This window comes from Streptacidiphilus carbonis (assembly GCF_000787775.1).
Taxonomy (GTDB): Bacteria; Actinomycetota; Actinomycetes; order Streptomycetales; family Streptomycetaceae; genus Streptacidiphilus; species Streptacidiphilus carbonis.
The window spans coordinates 146,757-163,479 of the sequence record NZ_BBPM01000013.1; the positions used below are offsets into that span (position 1 = coordinate 146,757).

18 protein-coding genes and 1 pseudogene are annotated in these 16,723 nt (G+C 72.4%); 14 read left to right on the forward strand and 5 right to left on the reverse strand.

Annotated elements, in window-relative coordinates; all coding sequences use genetic code 11:
- Positions 1-124: 124 nt before the first annotated feature.
- Both TR46_RS13000 and TR46_RS13005 read right to left on the reverse strand, forming a co-directional pair.
- Entirely contained in the window at positions 125-583 is a 459-nt protein-coding gene (locus tag TR46_RS13000; RefSeq protein WP_236655316.1) for an Lrp/AsnC family transcriptional regulator, read from the reverse strand.
- 30 nt (positions 584-613) lie between these two features.
- Positions 614-1,792, reverse strand: coding sequence for a low temperature requirement protein A (locus tag TR46_RS13005; RefSeq protein ID WP_084718412.1), 1,179 nt, complete (start codon positions 1,790-1,792; stop codon positions 614-616).
- Between the two features lie 279 nt (positions 1,793-2,071).
- Between TR46_RS13005 and nadA the strand changes: the two genes are divergently transcribed.
- Positions 2,072-3,205, forward strand: a complete 1,134-nt coding sequence (gene nadA, locus TR46_RS13010) for a quinolinate synthase NadA (RefSeq protein ID WP_042399056.1) — start codon at positions 2,072-2,074, stop codon at positions 3,203-3,205.
- 79 nt (positions 3,206-3,284) lie between these two features.
- Here nadA and pspAA read toward each other — a convergent pair whose 3' ends face one another.
- Together pspAA and TR46_RS13020 are read right to left on the reverse strand one after the other, a co-directional pair.
- Positions 3,285-3,563, reverse strand: a complete 279-nt coding sequence (gene pspAA, locus TR46_RS13015; RefSeq protein ID WP_042398906.1) for a PspA-associated protein PspAA — start codon at positions 3,561-3,563, stop codon at positions 3,285-3,287.
- Between the two features lie 11 nt (positions 3,564-3,574).
- Positions 3,575-4,345: a PspA/IM30 family protein gene (locus tag TR46_RS13020; protein WP_042398909.1), complete on the reverse strand. Its 771-nt coding sequence runs from the start codon at positions 4,343-4,345 to the stop codon at positions 3,575-3,577.
- Positions 4,346-4,621: 276 nt separating this feature from the next.
- Here TR46_RS13020 and TR46_RS13025 point away from each other — a divergent pair, with 276 nt between their 5' ends.
- The 7 genes from TR46_RS13025 to TR46_RS13055 all read left to right on the forward strand — a co-directional run bounded on the left by TR46_RS13025 (position 4,622) and on the right by TR46_RS13055 (position 9,922).
- Positions 4,622-5,218 (forward strand): DUF3043 domain-containing protein, encoded by a 597-nt coding sequence (locus TR46_RS13025; RefSeq protein ID WP_042398911.1) that lies wholly within the window; start codon positions 4,622-4,624, stop codon positions 5,216-5,218.
- Positions 5,219-5,319: 101 nt separating this feature from the next.
- Positions 5,320-6,069, forward strand: a complete 750-nt coding sequence (locus tag TR46_RS13030; protein ID WP_042399059.1) for a class I SAM-dependent methyltransferase — start codon at positions 5,320-5,322, stop codon at positions 6,067-6,069.
- A 64-nt stretch (positions 6,070-6,133) separates the two neighbouring features.
- Positions 6,134-7,135, forward strand: a complete 1,002-nt coding sequence (locus TR46_RS13035) for an aldo/keto reductase family protein (RefSeq protein ID WP_042398913.1) — start codon at positions 6,134-6,136, stop codon at positions 7,133-7,135.
- 78 nt (positions 7,136-7,213) lie between these two features.
- The gene (locus TR46_RS13040; protein WP_152626436.1) at positions 7,214-7,546 is read left to right on the forward strand and encodes a hypothetical protein; all 333 of its coding nucleotides are present in this window, start codon (positions 7,214-7,216) and stop codon (positions 7,544-7,546) included.
- Positions 7,543-9,030 (forward strand): hypothetical protein, encoded by a 1,488-nt coding sequence (locus TR46_RS13045; RefSeq protein ID WP_042398918.1) that lies wholly within the window; start codon positions 7,543-7,545, stop codon positions 9,028-9,030. Before TR46_RS13040 ends, TR46_RS13045 begins: the two co-directional genes overlap by 4 nt.
- A complete protein-coding gene (locus TR46_RS13050; protein WP_042398920.1) occupies positions 9,027-9,446 on the forward strand; it encodes a hypothetical protein in 420 nt (139 codons plus the stop codon). The genes TR46_RS13045 and TR46_RS13050 overlap by 4 nt, the downstream gene beginning before the upstream one ends.
- Positions 9,447-9,454: 8 nt before the next feature.
- A complete protein-coding gene (locus TR46_RS13055; RefSeq protein WP_161790122.1) occupies positions 9,455-9,922 on the forward strand; it encodes a hypothetical protein in 468 nt (155 codons plus the stop codon).
- Positions 9,923-9,971: 49 nt separating this feature from the next.
- Here the strand turns inward: TR46_RS13055 and TR46_RS13060 are convergent, their stop codons facing one another.
- A complete protein-coding gene (locus TR46_RS13060; protein ID WP_042398925.1) occupies positions 9,972-10,175 on the reverse strand; it encodes a hypothetical protein in 204 nt (67 codons plus the stop codon).
- A gap of 284 nt (positions 10,176-10,459) precedes the next feature.
- Here TR46_RS13060 and TR46_RS13065 point away from each other — a divergent pair.
- The 6 genes and pseudogenes from TR46_RS13065 to TR46_RS39375 all read left to right on the forward strand — a co-directional run.
- Positions 10,460-11,005: pseudogene (locus TR46_RS13065) on the forward strand (bifunctional adenosylcobinamide kinase/adenosylcobinamide-phosphate guanylyltransferase); the annotation flags it as partial.
- 40 nt (positions 11,006-11,045) lie between these two features.
- Positions 11,046-12,311 (forward strand): nicotinate-nucleotide--dimethylbenzimidazole phosphoribosyltransferase, encoded by a 1,266-nt coding sequence (gene cobT / locus TR46_RS13070; protein WP_152626440.1) that lies wholly within the window; start codon positions 11,046-11,048, stop codon positions 12,309-12,311.
- Complete coding sequence (locus tag TR46_RS13075) at positions 12,308-13,102, forward strand: adenosylcobinamide-GDP ribazoletransferase (protein ID WP_042398928.1); 795 nt, start codon at positions 12,308-12,310, stop codon at positions 13,100-13,102. The genes cobT and TR46_RS13075 overlap by 4 nt, the downstream gene beginning before the upstream one ends.
- A gap of 208 nt (positions 13,103-13,310) precedes the next feature.
- The gene (locus TR46_RS13080; RefSeq protein WP_042398931.1) at positions 13,311-14,822 is read left to right on the forward strand and encodes a leucyl aminopeptidase; all 1,512 of its coding nucleotides are present in this window, start codon (positions 13,311-13,313) and stop codon (positions 14,820-14,822) included.
- A 319-nt stretch (positions 14,823-15,141) separates the two neighbouring features.
- On the forward strand, positions 15,142-16,530 hold the full coding sequence (gene lpdA / locus TR46_RS13085) for a dihydrolipoyl dehydrogenase (RefSeq protein ID WP_042398934.1): 1,389 nt from the start codon (positions 15,142-15,144) through the stop codon (positions 16,528-16,530).
- Positions 16,531-16,586: 56 nt separating this feature from the next.
- Positions 16,587-16,723, forward strand: a 137-nt coding sequence (locus TR46_RS39375; RefSeq protein ID WP_304941279.1) for a biotin/lipoyl-containing protein, incomplete at its 3' end; no start/stop codon positions are given.

The following is a 16,723-nucleotide window of genomic DNA, read 5'->3' on the forward strand; positions in this document are numbered from 1 at the left end:
CCGCCAGTTCGAGGGTGCGGCGCCTGCCTGCCCCCAAGGGTCTGCAACTGGCTCAGTTGCACCAGCCGGGGGCGCGGGGAACTGCGCGGCCAACCATGCACAACCCGCAGCCAGGGTCCGACCCCTAGCCGATCAACCTGCTGAGCACTACTTGGCTGCGGCTCCGCTGCACCCCCCGCTCGCGGCGGATCCGCTCGATCACCGCTTCCAGGTGCCCGGTGTCCGCTGCGCGCAGGTGCACCAGTGCGTCGGCCTCGCCGGTGACCGTCCAGGCGGCGACCACCTCGGGGAACTGCCGCAGCGCGGCCAGGATCTCCTCCGGGGAGGTCCGCTCGCGCCAGTAGACCTCGACGAAGGCCTCGGTGCGCCATTCCAGCGAGCCCGGGTCCAGCACCACGGTGAAACCGCGGACCACACCGCGCTCCCGCAGCCGGTCCACCCGCCGTTTGACCGCCGTCGCGGACAGGTTGACCAGCAGTCCGATCTCGGCGTAGCTGGCCCGTCCGTCCCGGCTCAGCACTTCCAGGACCTTGCGGTCGGTCTCGTCGAGGCGGGCGGCGGCGGTGTTCAGCGGTGCGGGCACGCGTACAGGTTGGCACACCCGCGGCCCGGCTCAGCCTGCCTGCCCGGCATCGGCCCCGGCGCCGGCCCCGGTCACGGTCCCGGCCTCGCGCAGGTGCAGTACCAGGCCGAGCGCCGTGGTGGCCGCGCAGAGCAGCCCGGCCGCCAGCACCGCCGCGCCGCCGCCGAGGAAGGTGGCGGCCAGCACCGCCAGCGCCCCGAGAGGCAGCAGCAGTACCTGGGCGGTGCCGTGCTTGCCGTGCCGGGCGTGGATCACCCAGACGGTGAAGAGGTAGAGCGCGGCGGGCACGGTCACCACCGCCGCAGCCCGCACCGGGGAGAGGTGCGCCGCGCCGACGGCGTACTCGACGGCCGCCTCCAGACCGGCGCCGATCCCGGCCGCGCTGAGGAACACGAAGTAGTGGCCGTAGCCCCAGACGAACGCCTGCCGGTTGGCCCGCAGATAGGAGTGGACCGGCCGGGCGAAGTAGATCCACCAGGCCGAGAAGCAGATCAGCAGTCCGCCGGCGGCGACCGGCAGCACCTTACCGAGAGCGCCGTGCTCGTTCAGCCCCGACTGCACCGCGACGGTGGCCGCGGCGACCGTCTCCCCCAGCACGATCAGGGTGAACAGGCCGTAGCGCTCGGCGATGTGCTCGGGGTGCCAGGTCGTCTCGTACCGCCGCTCGGCGAAGACCGGGACCAGCATCTCCAGCGGGATGACCGGCAGCAGCGCCCAGTTCTGCACCCGGTGCGGCAGGAGCACGGCGACCACCCAGAGGCTCTGGCACAGCGCGATGCCGCATGCGTAGCGCAGCCCCATGGTCCGTTCGGGGCCGTCGGCGGTCGAGGCCACCCGCAGCCACTGGGTGATCATCACGGTCCGCATCACCACATAGCCGAGCACCGCGACCGCGATCCGGCCCTCGAACATCCGGGGCACCCCCGCCGCGAAGATCAGCGCGCCGGTGATCTGGACGAAGGTCGCCACCCGGTAGGGCACGTCGTCGGTGTCGTAGGCCGAGGCGAACCAGCTGAAGTTCACCCAGGCCCACCAGACGCCGAAGAACACGAACAGGTAGTGCGGCAGGGCGTTCCCTTCGTGGCCCGCGGCGAAGCCATGGGCCAGCTGGGAGCCCGCCTGGGCCACCGCGACCACGAAGCAGAGGTCGAAGAACAGCTCCAGCGGGGTGGACGCCCGGTGCTCCTCGGTGCGCTCCCGGCGCACCATCCGCCGGACCGCGGTCGACCTGACGCTCACCTGCGCATACCCTTCCCGATGGCCCCCCACCTGCGACCCTCCCACAGAGCGGTGTACGTCACACTCCCACAGCCGCCGTCGTCAGGTCGGCGGAAGCGAGCTATCATCGATAGCGTCAGTTAGACGAAAAGGGTGGAGCGCCGCTGCCCCACCCCCACAGGAGGGCAGTCGCCCGTGACCACCACAGCAGCACCATCTCGGGGAACGACCCCCGACCCCGCCGGGTACCAAGAGCCCGCGCCCACCCCGCTGGCCCTGCTGCTGCTCGGCCGCGACGCCGACCCCGCCAGCGAGCGCGGCGTCGACTGCCCCGGCGACCTCCCCGCCGCCTCCGACCCGGACCTGGTCGCCCGCGCCCGCGCCGCCAAGGCCGCCCTGGGCGACCGGGTGTTCATCCTCGGCCACCACTACCAGCGCGACGAGGTCATCGAGTTCGCCGACGTCACCGGCGACTCCTTCAAGCTGGCCCGCGACGCCGCCAACAAGCCGGACGCCGAGTACATCGTCTTCTGCGGCGTGCACTTCATGGCCGAGAGCGCGGACATCCTCACCAGCGCCGCCCAGCAGGTCATCCTGCCCGACCTGGCGGCAGGATGCTCCATGGCCGACATGGCCACCGCCGAGCAGGTCGCCGAGTGCTGGGACGTGCTCACCGACGCCGGGGTCGCCGGGACCGTGGTCCCGGTCGCCTACATGAACTCCTCCGCCGACATCAAGGCCTTCACCGGCCGCCACGGCGGCACCATCTGCACCTCGTCCAACGCCCAGCGGGCCCTGGAGTGGGCGTTCGAGCAGGGCAGCAAGGTGCTGTTCCTGCCGGACCAGCACCTCGGCCGCAACACCGCCGTCCGCGACCTGGGCTTCAGCCCGGAGGACTGCGTGGTCTACAACCCGCACAAGCCCGGCGGCGGCCTGACCGCCGATCAGCTGCGCGCGGCGAAGATGATCCTGTGGCGCGGCCACTGCTCGGTGCACGGCCGCTTCTCGCTGGACTCGGTGAACGAGGTCCGCGAGCGCGTCCCCGGCGTCACCGTGCTGGTGCACCCGGAGTGCAAGCACGAGGTGGTCGAGGCAGCCGACCTGGTGGGCTCGACCGAGTACATCATCAAGGCCCTGGACGCCGCCGAGCCCGGCAGCAAGTGGGCCGTCGGCACCGAGCTCAACCTGGTCCGCCGGCTGGCCAAGGCGCACCCGGACAAGGAGATCGTGTTCCTGGACCGCACCGTCTGCTTCTGCTCCACCATGAACCGGATCGACCTGCCGCACCTGGTCTGGACCCTGGAGTCGCTGGTCGAGGGCCGGGTCCCCAATGTGATCACGGTCGACCCCGAGACCGAGAAGCACGCCAAGGCGGCACTGGACCAGATGCTGGCGCTGCCGTAACAGCACGTCACGACGCGGCCGCAACGCAGGAGGGGCACCCCGACGGGGTGCCCCTCCTGCGTATACCGCGACCTGGTGACTATCCGGGGATCAACCCGTCGTCGTGCAGCAGTGCCTTGACCTGGTCGACGGTCGCGTCCTCGAACGGCAGGGTGGCGTCCGAGGGAAGCAGCACGTCGTCCGCGACCGGCGTGCCCGCGGCGCGCACCGCGGCGAGCAGGGCCGCCAGGCTGACCTTGAAGTCCGCCCGGTCGGCCGAGTCGAGAGCGGCCAGCACGGCGTTGTCCAGCTCGTTGAGCCGGTCCACCAGGCTGTCCGGGACCTCGAACTGGCCCTCCCCCATGATCCTGACGATCATGCGGATCTCCCTTACTTGTCGAGGCGCGGCTGGTCCTGCGGAGTGGCCTGCTGCTGCCCCTGCTCGATGGCGGGGGTCGGCTCGGCACTTCCACCGGACAGCTCGGCCTTCATCCTGGCCAGCTCCAGCTCGACGTCCGACCCACTGGACATCCGCTCCAGCTCGGCCGTGATGTCGTCCTTGCGCATACCGGTCGGGTCGTCCAGCGCACCCGAGGCGAGCAGCTCGTCGATCGCGCCGGCCCGCGCCTGCATCTGCGCGGTCTTGTCCTCGGCCCGCTGGATCGCCAGACCGACATCGCCCATCTCCTCCGAGATACCGGAGAAGGACTCGGCGATACGGGTCTGCGCCTGCGCGGCCGTGTAGGTGGCCTTGATGGTCTCCTTCTTGGTCCGGAAGGCGTCGACCTTGGACTGCAGCCGCTGGGAGGCGAGCGTGAGCTTCTCCTCCTCGCCCTGCAGTGCCTGGTACTGCGTCTCCAGGTCGGCGACCTGCTGCTGGATCCCGGAACGGCGGGTGAGCGCCTCACGGGCCAGGTCCTCGCGGCCGAGCGAGAGCGCCTTGCGGCCCTGCTCCTCCAGCGTCGAGGACTGCTTCTGAAGCTGCTGGAGCTGGAGCTCCAGGCGCTTGCGGGACGTCGCCACATCCGCCACCCCACGGCGCACCTTCTGCAGCAGTTCGAGCTGCTTCTGGTACGAGTAGTCGAGTGTCTCCCGTGGGTCCTCCGCACGGTCCAAGGCCTTGTTGGCCTTGGCGCGGAAGATCATCGACATCCGCCTCATAATTCCGTCGCTCATGGGCCTCGCGCGCCCCCTTCTCCGGCCTGCCGGTTCTCGTACCCAAGACTACGGGGCGCGGGGCGTTCACCGCAGCGCACCGGCCTGCAACCAGAGTGCTACAGCGACACCGAAGCGGCGTCATCCGTGCGAGGGATACCGCCAGGTGTCGTCTCGACCACAGGCAGGAGCGTGCCCCGAAGCGGTCACCGGGGCCGTCCCCGACAGCGCCCTGCCCACCAGGGCTAGGGATTACACCAGCTGACCACGTACTCTTGCGGTGTGTTCCGACGAAGCTCCCAGGATGCCCCCGCAGACGCCGTCACGCTCGAGAAGCCTGACGCCGCCGAGCGCCCCGACGCGCAAGCGCCCAAGGGCCGCCCCACTCCCAAGCGCAGCGAGGCCGAGGCCAACCGCCGCGGCCGCGCCTATGTGCCCAAGGACCGCAAGGTGGCCGCCAAGGACGCCCGCAGCCGCGACCGCTCGGCCCGTGAGCGCCAGCGCGCCGCGCTGCTGAACGGCGACGAGTCGGCGCTGCCGCCCCGCGACAAGGGCCCGGTGCGGCGCTTCTGCCGCGACTACGTGGACTCCCGGATGACGGCGGCGGAGTGGTTCCTGCCGTTCGCGGTGATCATTCTGCTGCTCAGCGTGATGCGCAGCCCGGCGCTGACCGCGATCTCGCTGGTGCTGTGGGTCGTCATCATCGTGCTGATCGTGGTGCACTCCTTCGTCCTGGCGTTCGGACTGCGCAAGCAGCTCGCCCAGCGCTTCCCGGACAAGAACACCAAGGGCGCGGTGGCGTACACGCTGATGCGCACCCTGCAGATGCGCCGGCTGCGTCTGCCCAAGCCCCAGGTCAAGCGAGGGCAGAAGCCCTGATCGAGGCCTATGTCCCGCGGGGCCCCCTGCCCGAGCAGCGGCAGGCGGGCTTCCATGGCGGTGCCGACTCCTGGCTGGCCGGGCTTTCCGGGCTGCGGAACATCGTGCGCCAGGAACTGGTCGCCCGGCAGCTGGCCGAGCAGATCACCGAGCACTTCTTCCACGGCGCCGCCGGCGGCGGCGCGCGTCCGCTGCGGGTCCTGGACGTCGGCTGCGGCCAGGCCACCCAGGTGGTGCGGCTGGCCCGGGCCGGCCATCTGGTCACCGGGCTCGACCCGGACCCGGTGACGCTGGGGGCCGCGCGCGGCGCGATCGGCGCCGAGCCGCCCCAGGTCCAGCAGCGGATCAGCCTGCTGACCGGCGAGGGCGGCGACTGCGGCCGCTGGTTCGGCCCCGGCACCTTCGACGTGGTGCTCTGCCACGGGGTGCTGATGTACATGCCCGAGGCCGAGCCGATGCTGGCCTCGCTGGCCCGGGTACTGGCGCCCGGCGGGATGCTGTCCGTGGTCGTCCGCAACGGCGACGCGCTGGCCATGCGCCCCGGCTGCGCCGGGGACTGGGCCGGGGCGGTCGAGGCCTTCGGCACCGACCGCTACACGAACCGGCTCGGCCTGCACACCCGCGCCGACCGGCTGGAGCCGCTGACCCGCACCCTGGCCGAGATCGTGGTCCCGCTGCGCCGCTGGTACGGCGTGAGGGTGTTCACCGACCAGACGCCGGACCATGTCGGGCCGCCGGTCGACGGGCGGCAGCTGGCCCAGCTGCTGGACGCCGAGGAGCGGGCCGGCCGCACCGACCCCTACCGCGCGGTCGCCGCACTGCTGCACCTGGTCGGCACCCGGCCCGGCTGACCGGGGCGAGCGGCCGGCCCGACCGGCGCGTGCCGCGCTGATCACCGGGAGTAGGGTCGGCCGCATGGAGTTTCGTCATCTCGGCCGCAGCGGCCTGATCATCAGTGAGATCGCCTACGGCAACTGGCTCACCCACGGCTCCCAGGTCGAGGAGGACGCGGCCGTCGCCTGCGTCCGGGCCGCCCTGGACAGCGGGATCACCACCTTCGACACCGCCGACGTCTACGCCGAGACCCGGGCCGAGGCCGTCCTCGGGCGGGCGCTCAAGGGCGAGCGGCGCGAAGGCCTGGAGATCCTCACCAAGGTCTACTGGCCGACCGGTCCCGGCCGCAACGACCGCGGCCTGAGCCGCAAGCACATCATGGAGTCGGTCAACGGATCGCTGCGCCGCCTGCAGACCGACTACGTCGACGTCTACCAGGCCCACCGCTACGACGGCAGCGCCCCGCTGGAGGAGACCATGACGGCCTTCGCCGACGTGGTGCACTCCGGCAAGGCCCACTACATCGGCGTGTCCGAGTGGACCGCCGAGCAGATCCGCGCGGCGCACGCGCTGGCCCAGGAGCTGCGGATCCCGCTGGTCTCCAACCAGCCGCAGTACTCCGCGCTCTGGCGGGTCATCGAGGCCGAGGTGGTCCCGGTCTGCGAGGAGCTGGGGCTGGGTCAGATCGTCTTCTCCCCCATCGCCCAGGGCGTGCTGACGGGCAAGTACCTGCCCGGGCAGCCGGTGCCGGCCGGCTCGCGGGCCACCGACGCCAACGGCTCCAACTTCGTCAGCCGCTACCTGGGCGACGACGTGCTGGAGCGGGTGCAGCAGCTGCGGCCGCTGGCCGACGAGGCCGGGCTGTCCCTGGCGCAGCTGTCGGTCGCCTGGGTGCTGCAGAACCCCAACGTCTCCGCGGCGATCATCGGCGCCTCCCGGCCCGAGCAGGTCACCGAGAACGTCAAGGCGGCCGGGGTGAGGCTGGACTCCGAGCTGCTGAAGAAGATGGACGCGGTGCTGGCCCCGGTCGCCGAGTTCGACCCGGCCCGGACCGCGGCGAACTCGCCGAAGGCCCGTCCCTGAACTGGCCTTCTTCTCAACTGTCGCAGCCGGGCCCTAAGGTGTCGTAGCCGACAGGTTGTGATCCACGAGGCGGGGGCAATGCGGATTGATCCAGGTGGTGGCGACGGGTTCTCGGTGGACCCGGCCAGTCTGTCCGGCGTGGCCGGGCAGGTCGGCCGGGCCTACGACGACTACGACGCCGTGATCGTGTACTTCTGCGGGGCGGACGTCCCGTCCGGCACCGAGCTGGGGCAGGACGGCGTCCCGGCCGCCTGGTCCGCGTTCGAGAGCGCCTGGGGATCCGAGCTGAGCACCACCAGCCTGGCCCTGGCCGAGCTGACCCGGAAACTTCAGGCCACGTCGGACAACTACCGGAACAACGAGGCCGCGCTGGCCTCGGGGATAGCCGGCGTCGGCGGTGGGCTGCGATGAGCTCGCTGTCCGACCTTCAGGACGCACTGAAGCAGATCCAGCAGGCGACGCCGATGATCGGGCGCTTCATGTTCGACTCGCTCCCCGGGGCCATCGGCCAGGCCCTGGGGGTCCCCGGGCCGCCCGGGTCGGTGTCGGCCGTCAACGCCCAGGCCGACGACTACCGCAAGGCCGGGGCGCAGGCCTCGGTGGTGGAGACGGACCTGACCCATGTCAGCACCTCCGCGCTGCCCAAGGCCTGGACCGGACCCGTCGCCGAGACCGCCGCCCAGGCGGTCGCCTCGGTCGCGGCGGAGGTCGCCAACACCGTCACGGTGCTCGGCCAGGCCGCCGCGGCGATGGAGCAGTGGGGCGTCGAACTGTCCGCAGCGCAGGCCCTGGACCTTTCCGGCATCGCCGAACTGACGGCCGCTCAGCAGCAGCCGATGTCGGCGTTCGCCTCGGCCCAGCAGGCCGCGGTCAACGGCTGCCGGCTGCGCATCCAGGCGGCCACCAACTCCGCCGCGGGCGCGCAGACGCTCGCGAACCTGCTGACCCAGCTGGCGGCCCAGGCCCGGGCCGAGCGGGTCACCAGCGGGGCCGTCGACCCGCTCGGCGCGGTCGAGCTGGCCAACGCCTCCGGCGCCGGCGGCGACATCCTCAGTGCCGCCGAGCTCGGCCGGGCCTCGGCCCGGCTCGACTCGATGAGTCCCGCCGACCGCGCCGCGTTCGAGCAACTGCTGCAGAACGCCTCCTCGCCCGAGGAGGCCGCTTACCTCTGGCAGGCACTGGCGGCCGGGAACAGCGTCTCCCAGGTCCAGCAGTTCGACAGCGTCATCCACGCCCACGGCTCCGACCCGGACTGGCTCTACCAGCACCTGTCGCCGACGGTGCTGGACTCGGCCGACCCGAGCACCGGCAACACCTACAGCCAGGGGGCGGTGAACGACTGCGTGGCCGCCTCGACCGTGGTCGCCGAGGCGAAGGTGAACCCGGTGCTGATGCTGCAGCTGAGCACCAGCAGCCTGGGTCTGCAGCAGGCGCTCCAGCAGGAGTACCTGAACCAGTACGACCTGGCCCAGCTCTCCGAGGGCAACCAGGACCCGCTGAAGAACCCCGCCGACCCGGACGGCGTGGGCCCCAAGGGCGTCGACTTCCTGGCCAACAAGGACCTCGGCTCGGTCACCGGGACCACGTACCAGCCCGTGGACGTGAACTCCTCCTCGGACCGCCAGGCCACCGTGCCGCGGATCGAGCAGTCGGTCGCGTCCGGCGTGCCGGTGCCGATGGACATCGGCGGGGACGTCAAGCAGAGCGACGGCTCGACCAAGTGGGAGGGCCACCAGGTCATGATCGTCGGGGCCAGCGGCGACCAGCTGGAGGTCTACAACCCCTGGGGCTCCACCTCCTGGATCTCGACCTCGGACTACGTCAACGGGAATGTCGGCTCGATCACCGGCACCACCATGAACACCCCCTTCCACGTGGAGGTCCCGAAACAGTGAACGAGCAGGCCCGAGAGCAGGCCGGCCCCCGGAACGTCCGCTACGACGCGGAGCTGGCGGACCTCGACATCCCGGACGGCATCACCCGCGGGCTCTCCATGGGCGGAGCCGCACAGCGGTCGCTGTTCGCCGAGGTCGCCATCGCCGCCTCGCACCGGGCCGAGGAGATCGGAGTCGATCCGCTCGGCCTCGCCTTCCTGGCCCGGCACGTCCGCTCCGCGGGCGTCGGCCGCGCCGCCGAGCTGCCCGAGCCCCTGGTCGGCCCGGCCGGAACGGCCCTGGCCCGGGAGTGGCTGGCGGCAGCCCGTCCGGTGGCTGGCGACGTGGTGACCGACGACCTGTTCTCCCGCTGGCTGGCCGCGGTCGCCATGCTGCTGGCCTCCCGGCTGCGGCTGTACCGGGGCGGGGCCCGCTGATGCGGCTGGTGCGGCGCAGGACCGCGTTGTGGATCGCGGTCGGCGCACTGGTGCTGGCGGGTGCCGGGGTCGGCACCGCTGCCCTGCTGCGGCACTCGGGGCCCGCTCTCCCGGCCACGGTGCTGGACGTGCCGGCCTTCCCCTCGCCGGGGGCGACCGCGCCCAGCGCCTTCCCGGCCGTCGAGGTGGCGCTGCGGCCGGGCCAGAGCTTCGGGATCCGCTACACCGTGCCGGACTACCCGGAGCAGTGGTCCATCGGCACCGCCGAGGACGCGGCCGTGCTGGAGCGGGGGAAGTCGATCACCGTGCAGCAGTCGCCCAAGGGCAATGTCGGCGGCTCGTCCAGCCATGTCCAGGTCTACCGGGCGCTCAGGCCCGGGACCACCCGCATCGTCTGGACCCTGGCCTGCGGCTCGCAGGTCTCCCCCTGCCACTCCACCGAGACCTACGACGTCACCGTGTCCGCCGGCTCCTGAGCGGCGGCCGGACGGACACGGTGACCGTGCGGGGCCGGTTCGGCGCCGCTCAGGCCGCGTGCAGGCTCATCGGGCCGTAGACCTTCTCGCCGTCCTCCAGCAGCACCGCCTGGTCGATCCCCTCGTCGAGCAGATCCTTGTAGCTCTCGCCGATCCATGACTCGGCGTCGCCCTGGGTGGGGAACTCCTCGGTGCCGTTGGCCGAGGGCGTCACCGAGCCGTCGGCCTTCTCAAAACGCCACGTCCACACCATGCTGGGGCTCCTTCCGCCGGGGCTTCTCGTCCCTGCGCAGGTTACCCAGTCCGCCAGGCCGCGTAAGCCAGTGCGGCAGGCTCGTTGTCCTTGGCCGGCCTGGACCGCGACGGTGACCCGGGAACCGCGGCCCCGCCGGGCGCCACCTCCGGAATCTATGCTGGCCGGACACACCATCCAGACCTGGAGGCGGGTTTGTGCGGATCTACGCGGAACGTGAGCGGGACGGTCGCCGCCGCTACGGGATCGAGTTCGGCGGGCAGTCCGCGCGCGACGCTGCCGGGCCCCTGCGCACCCTGGTCCTGGGCGGCGCGCGCTCCGGCAAGTCGGTCACCGCAGAACGGATGCTGAGCCACCGCCAGGACGTGCTCTACGTCGCCACCGGCGGCCTGCGGGACGGGGACGCGGAGTGGGCGCAGCGGGTGGCGCTGCACCGCGAGCGCCGTCCCGCCTCCTGGCGGACCGCCGAGACCTGCGATCTGGAGCCGCTGCTGGCCGAGCGGGGCGCCCCGCTGCTGGTCGACTGCCTGTCGCTGTGGCTCACCGCCGCCATGGACGACTGCGGCGCCTGGGACGACGCGTCCTGGGCGGGCGGCGGCGAGGAGCGGCTGCGGGCCCGTACCGCCGGACTGGTCGCGGCCTGGCGGTCCTCGCAGCGCCGGGTGGTGGCGGTCAGCAACGAGGTCGGCAGCGGCGTGGTCCCCGCGACCGCGTCCGGGCGGCGCTTCCGGGACGAGCTGGGGCGGCTGAACGCGGCGGTGGCCGCGGTCTCCGACGAGGTTCTGCTGGTCGTCGCCGGGAGGAGCCTGCGGCTGGACCCCGATATGTGACCGCTGCATGCCGACCCGTTCGAACGGTAACGTTCCGCCGGTGAGTACCTTCGACCTCGACGAGTTCTCCGCGCTGGTGGCGCGCCCCGACGACGAGTACCGGCAGGCGGCCGAGGAGCGTTATCGCGCGCTCGGCCTGCCGCGCGGTTCGCTGGGCACCCTGCAGGAGTTGGGCGGCTGGCTGGCCGCCGTACAGGCCACGTGCCCGCCGGCGCCGGTACGCCGGGCCAGGGCGGTGCTGTTCGCCGCCGACCACGGCGTGGCCGCGCTGGGCGTGTCCGCCCTGCCGGCCGGCAGCACCGCCCGCCGGGTGCGCGCGGTGCTGGACGGCACCGCCCCGGTGAGCCTGCTGGCCGAGCGGTTCGGCGCCCGGGTGCGGGTGGTGGACATGGCCGTCGACGCCGACCCGGAGGAGTTCCCGGCCGAGGTGGTCCGGCACCGGGTGCGCCGCGGGTCGGGCCGGATCGACATCGAGGACGCGCTGACCCGGGAGCAGGCCGAGGCCGCGTTCCGGGCCGGGATGGCCGTCGCCGACGAGGAGGCCGACGCCGGCACCGACCTGGTGCTGCTGGGCGACATCGGCGTGGGCTCCACGACCGTGGCCGCGGTGCTGGTCGGCGCGCTGTGCGGGACCGACGCCGCGGCGGTCACCGGGCGCGGCTCCGGCATCGACGACCGGGTCTGGATGGTGAAGTGTGCGGCGGTCCGCGACTCGCTGCGCCGGGCCCGTCCGGTCCTCGGCGACCAGATGGACCTGCTGGCGGCGACCGGCGGCGCGGACTTCGCCGCGATGACCGGGTTCCTGCTGCAGTCCGCGCTGCGGCGCACGCCCGTGGTGCTGGACGGCGTGGTGTCAGCGGCCTGCGCGCTGGTGGCGCAGCGGATCGCGTTCCGGGCCCCGGAATGGTGGCGGGCCGGGCAGGCCACCGGGGAGCCGGCCCAGACCAAGGCCTATGAGCGGATGAGCGTGGAGCCGCTGCTGGAGCAGCGGGTGGCCCTCGGCGAGGGGCTGGGCGCGGTGATGGCCGTACCGGTGCTGCAGGCCGCCTCGGTGCTGCTGGCGGAGCTCCCGCTGGCCCCGGTGGAGGCCGCCGAGGCCGCCGAGGCCGCCGAGGCCGCCGAGGCCGCCGAGGCCGCCGAGGCCGCCGAGGCCGCCGAGGCCGCCGAACAGGCTGGGCCGGCCGAACCCGTGCAGACTACCGAAGCCGCAGAGAGTGCCGAAGCCACAGAGGGTGCCGAAGCCGCCGGGCCGGCCGCACCGCAGCAGCCCGCCGATCCGGCGGACCAGGACGGGGCCGCGGTGTGACGGACGGCCTGCGTTTCGCCTTCGGCACCCTCTCGGTGCTGCCGGTGCGGGTGAACCGGTGGGACCGGCCGACGGCGGGGCGGGCCATGCTTTGCGCGCCGCTGGTCGGCGTGGTGCTGGGGGCCCTGGCCGCGCTGCTGGGCGGCGGGCTGCGGTGGCTGCACAGCGGCCCGCTGCTGGCCGCCGTCGCCTGCGTGGCCGCACTGGCCGCGCTCACCCGCGGCCTGCACCTGGACGGCCTCGCCGACGTCGCCGACGGCCTGGGCAGCAACAAGCCGGCCGCCGCCGCGCTGGCGATCATGAAGGCCTCCGACATCGGGCCCTTCGGCGTGCTGGTGCTGGTGCTCACACTTTTCACCCAAGTAGCCGCACTCGCCCAGGCGTTCGCGGTCGCGGGCCGGCTGGGGGCGTTCGGGGCGGTGCTGGCCGCCACCGCCGGACGGGCCGCACTGCTGCGCGGCTGCCTGCAGGGCACCCCCTCGGCCCGTCCCGACGGTCTGGGTGCGACCGTCGCCGGCACGGTGACACCCGCGTTCGCGCTGGTCAGCGGGGCCGCCGTGGTGGCGGTGCTGGGCGCGGGCGGCTGGGCGGCCGGCGGAGCGGACCCGGCCGGGCTGCGGCTCGCCGTGGGCGCGCTGCTCGCCCTGGCCTGCGGTCTGGCCTGTGCCGCAGTGCTGTTGGCGCACTGCGTCCGCCGGTTCGGCGGTATCACCGGGGACGTCCTGGGTGCCATGGTGGAGACGGCGGCCACGGCCGCGCTGGTGGTCTGGAGCCTCTTCGCCGCAGCCTGACGCAGCAGGCCGGAGGCGGTCTGAGATGCTGTCACCACAAGCCGGGGTGACGGACCTCGGTATGAGGGCAACAACATTCCAACATGCGGACTACCATGCTGGGCAGGCCGCTCGCGGTCTGGACAAGCACCCCTCACCCTCGCCCTCCTCAGCACCCCTCACACACGGACCGCGTGCCGAGGACCGCATACAGAACAGGACGCATTACGTGACTTCAGTGTCTCTGAGCACCTCCGCGGCCAACGCGCTGCGCGCGGACGCCGTCGTCGTGGCCGTGGCCAAGGGCCCCAAGGGCCTCGTGCTGGCCCCGGGCGCCGAGACGGTCGACGAGGCGTTCGACGGCAAGCTGGCCGACGTTCTCGGCACCCTGGGCGCCACCGGCGCCGAGGGCGAGGCCGTGAAGCTCCCCGCCCCCGCCGGCGTCAAGGCCCCGCTGGTCCTGGTCGTCGGCCTGGGCGACGCGGCCGAGGACGGCGGCTTCGACGCCGAGGCGCTGCGCCGTGCCGCCGGCACCGCCGCCCGCACCCTGCACGGTTCCAAGAAGGCCGGCTTCGCGCTGCCCGTCGGCGACGCCGCCTCGGTCGAGGCCGTCGCCCTGGGAGCGCTCCTCGGCGCCTACGCCTTCACCGCCTTCCGCGGTGACGAGGCCAAGGCGGCCGGCAAGGCCCCGCTCGGCGAGGTCTCCCTGATCGGCGCCAAGCGCGGCGACAAGGCCGCCAAGGCCGCGGTCGAGCGCGCCACCGTGCTCGCGGAGGAGATGAACCGCACCCGCGACCTCGTCAACACCCCGCCGAACGACCTCTTCCCGAAGTCCTTCGCCGACATCGTCACCGCCGCCGGCAAGGAGCACGGCCTCAAGGTCGAGGTTCTGGACGAGAAGGCGCTCGCCAAGGGCGGCTACGGCGGCATCCTCGGCGTCGGCGTCGGCTCCGCCCGTCCGCCGCGCCTGGTCCGGGTCGCCTACACGCACCCCAAGGCCAAGCAGAGCCTCGCCTTCGTCGGCAAGGGCATCACCTACGACTCGGGCGGCATCTCGCTCAAGCCGGCCGGCCACAACGAGACCATGAAGTGCGACATGTCCGGCGCCGCCGCCGTGTTCGCCGCCGTGGTCTCCGCCGCCAGGCTGGGGCTGCAGGTCAATGTCACCGGCTGGCTGGCGCTGGCCGAGAACATGCCCTCGGGCTCCGCGACCCGTCCCGGCGACGTGCTGAAGATGTACGGCGGCAAGACCGTCGAGGTCCTCAACACCGACGCCGAGGGCCGACTGGTGCTGGCCGACGCCATCGTCCGGGCCGGCGAGGAGAAGCCGGACGCGATCGTCGACGTGGCGACCCTGACCGGCGCCATGATGATGGCGCTGGGCAGCCGCACCTTCGGCATCATGGCCAACCAGGACGGCTTCCGCGACAAGGTGTACGCCGCCGCCACCGACGCGGGCGAGCAGTCCTGGCCGATGCCGCTGCCGTCCGAGCTGCGCAAGGGCATGGACTCGCCGACCGCCGACATCGCCAACATGGGCGAGCGGATGGGCGGCGGCCTGGTGGCCGGCCTGTTCCTGCAGGAATTCGTCGCCGAGGGCACCGCGTGGGCGCACCTCGACATCGCGGGCCCGGCCTTCCACGAGGGCGCCCCGTACGGCTACATCCCCAAGGGCGGCACCGGTTCGGCCGTACGCACCCTGGTCCGGCTCGCCGAGCAGGCGGCCGAAGGCGCGCTCTGACGGATCGCTCCGACGGAACGCTCAGGCGGATCGCCCGGACCGCAGCCACACCGTGACGCCGGGGCGTCCGGTCCCGTTGACCCAGTGTCGAGGGGACCGGACGCTCCGGCGTTCGCCATGAGCGCAACCACACGCTTGTTTGAGTCGTGGCGGGACCTTTGGCCCCCCGCCCGCGTCCACAGGGCAACCCCGGACATCAAGCACAGGAAACAAGTGCGAAGATGTATTTCCGGCACGACTGGTCTCCCCACAAGGGAGAACCGCTCCCCGGCCGGCGACCGACCGGGACGATCCGCACCCTTTGCATGGAGGACGTGACGTGGCGAACGACGCCAGCACCGTTTTCGACGTAGTCATTCTCGGAGGCGGAAGCGGCGGATACGCCGCGGCGCTGCGGGCAGCCCAGCTTGGACTCCAGGTCGCCCTCATCGAGAAGAACAAGCTCGGTGGCACCTGCCTCCACCAGGGCTGCATCCCCACCAAGGCGCTGCTGCACGCCGGTGAGGTCGCCGACCAGACCCGCGAGAGCGCGGGCTTCGGCGTGAAGGCCAGCTTCGAGGGCATCGACATCAACGGCGTCCACGCCTACAAGGACGGCGTCGTCAGCGGCCTCTACAAGGGCCTGCAGGGCCTGGTGGCCAGCCGCAAGATCACCTACGTGACCGGCGAGGGCCGCCTCTCCTCCCCCACCTCGGTGGACGTCAACGGCGAGCGCTACACCGGCCGCCACATCGTGCTGGCGACCGGCTCCGTGCCGAAGTCCCTGCCGGGCCTGGCCATCGACGGCAACCGGATCATCTCCTCGGACCACGCGCTCACCCTGGACCGGGTCCCGCAGTCGGTGATAGTCCTCGGCGGCGGCGTGATCGGCGTCGAGTTCGCGTCGGTCTGGAAGTCCTTCGGCGCCGAGGTCACCATCATCGAGGCGCTGCCGCACCTGGCCCCGCTGGAGGACGAGAACTCCTCCAAGCTGCTGGAGCGGGCCTTCCGCAAGCGCGGCATCAAGTTCGAGCTGGGCGCCCGCTTCGCCGGCGTCGAGTACACCGAGACGGGTGTCCGCGCCTCGCTGGAGAACGGCAAGCAGGTCGAGGCCGAGCTGCTGCTCGTCGCCGTCGGCCGCGGACCGGTCTCGCAGAACCTCGGCTACGAGGAGGCGGGCGTCGCGACCGACCGCGGCTACGTCCTCGTCGACGAGTACATGCGGACCAACGTCCCCACCATCTCCGCCGTCGGCGACCTGGTGCCGACCCTGCAGCTGGCGCACGTCGGCTTCGCCGAGGGGATCCTCGTGGCGGAGCGGCTGGCCGGCCTCAAGGCCGTCCCGATCGACTACGACGGTGTGCCGCGGGTGACCTACTGCAACCCCGAGGTCGCCTCCGTCGGCATCACCGAGGCCAAGGCCAAGGAGCTCTACGGCGACGACAAGGTGGTCACCGCCAAGTTCAACCTGGCCGGCAACGGCAAGAGCCGGATCCTCAAGACGGCCGGCGAGATCAAGCTGGTCCAGGTCAAGGACGGCGCCGTGGTCGGCGTCCACATGGTCGGCGAGCGCATGGGCGAGCAGGTCGGCGAAGCACAGCTGATCTACAACTGGGAGGCCCTGCCCGCCGAGGTCGCCCAGCTGATCCACGCGCACCCGACCCAGAACGAGGCCCTCGGCGAGGCACACCTGGCGCTCGCCGGGAAGCCCCTGCACAATCACGACTGACCTCCCCGGTTACGCCGCCATCCATCCGCACGCACCAAGTAGGAGTACCTGAACTCATGGCAGTCTCAGTAACACTGCCCGCTCTCGGCGAGAGCGTGACCGAGGGCACCGTCACCCGCTGGCTCAAGGCCGAGGGTGAGCGTGTCGAGGCCGACGAGCCGCTGCTCGAGGTCTCCACCGACAAGGTCGACAC

Bases quoted from the DNA above. Each gene is read 5' to 3' on its own strand.
- TR46_RS13040 (WP_152626436.1), top strand. From the start codon at position 7,214: ATGCGGATTGATCCAGGTGGTGGCGACGGGTTCTCGGTGGACCCGGCC.
- TR46_RS13035 (WP_042398913.1), top strand. From the start codon at position 6,134: ATGGAGTTTCGTCATCTCGGCCGCAGCGGCCTGATCATCAGTGAGATC.
- TR46_RS13020 (WP_042398909.1), bottom strand. From the start codon at position 4,345: ATGAGGCGGATGTCGATGATCTTCCGCGCCAAGGCCAACAAGGCCTTG.
- TR46_RS13045 (WP_042398918.1), top strand. From the start codon at position 7,543: ATGAGCTCGCTGTCCGACCTTCAGGACGCACTGAAGCAGATCCAGCAG.
- TR46_RS13005 (WP_084718412.1), bottom strand. From the start codon at position 1,792: ATGGTGCGCCGGGAGCGCACCGAGGAGCACCGGGCGTCCACCCCGCTG.
- TR46_RS13060 (WP_042398925.1), bottom strand. From the start codon at position 10,175: ATGGTGTGGACGTGGCGTTTTGAGAAGGCCGACGGCTCGGTGACGCCC.
- pspAA (WP_042398906.1), bottom strand. From the start codon at position 3,563: ATGATCGTCAGGATCATGGGGGAGGGCCAGTTCGAGGTCCCGGACAGC.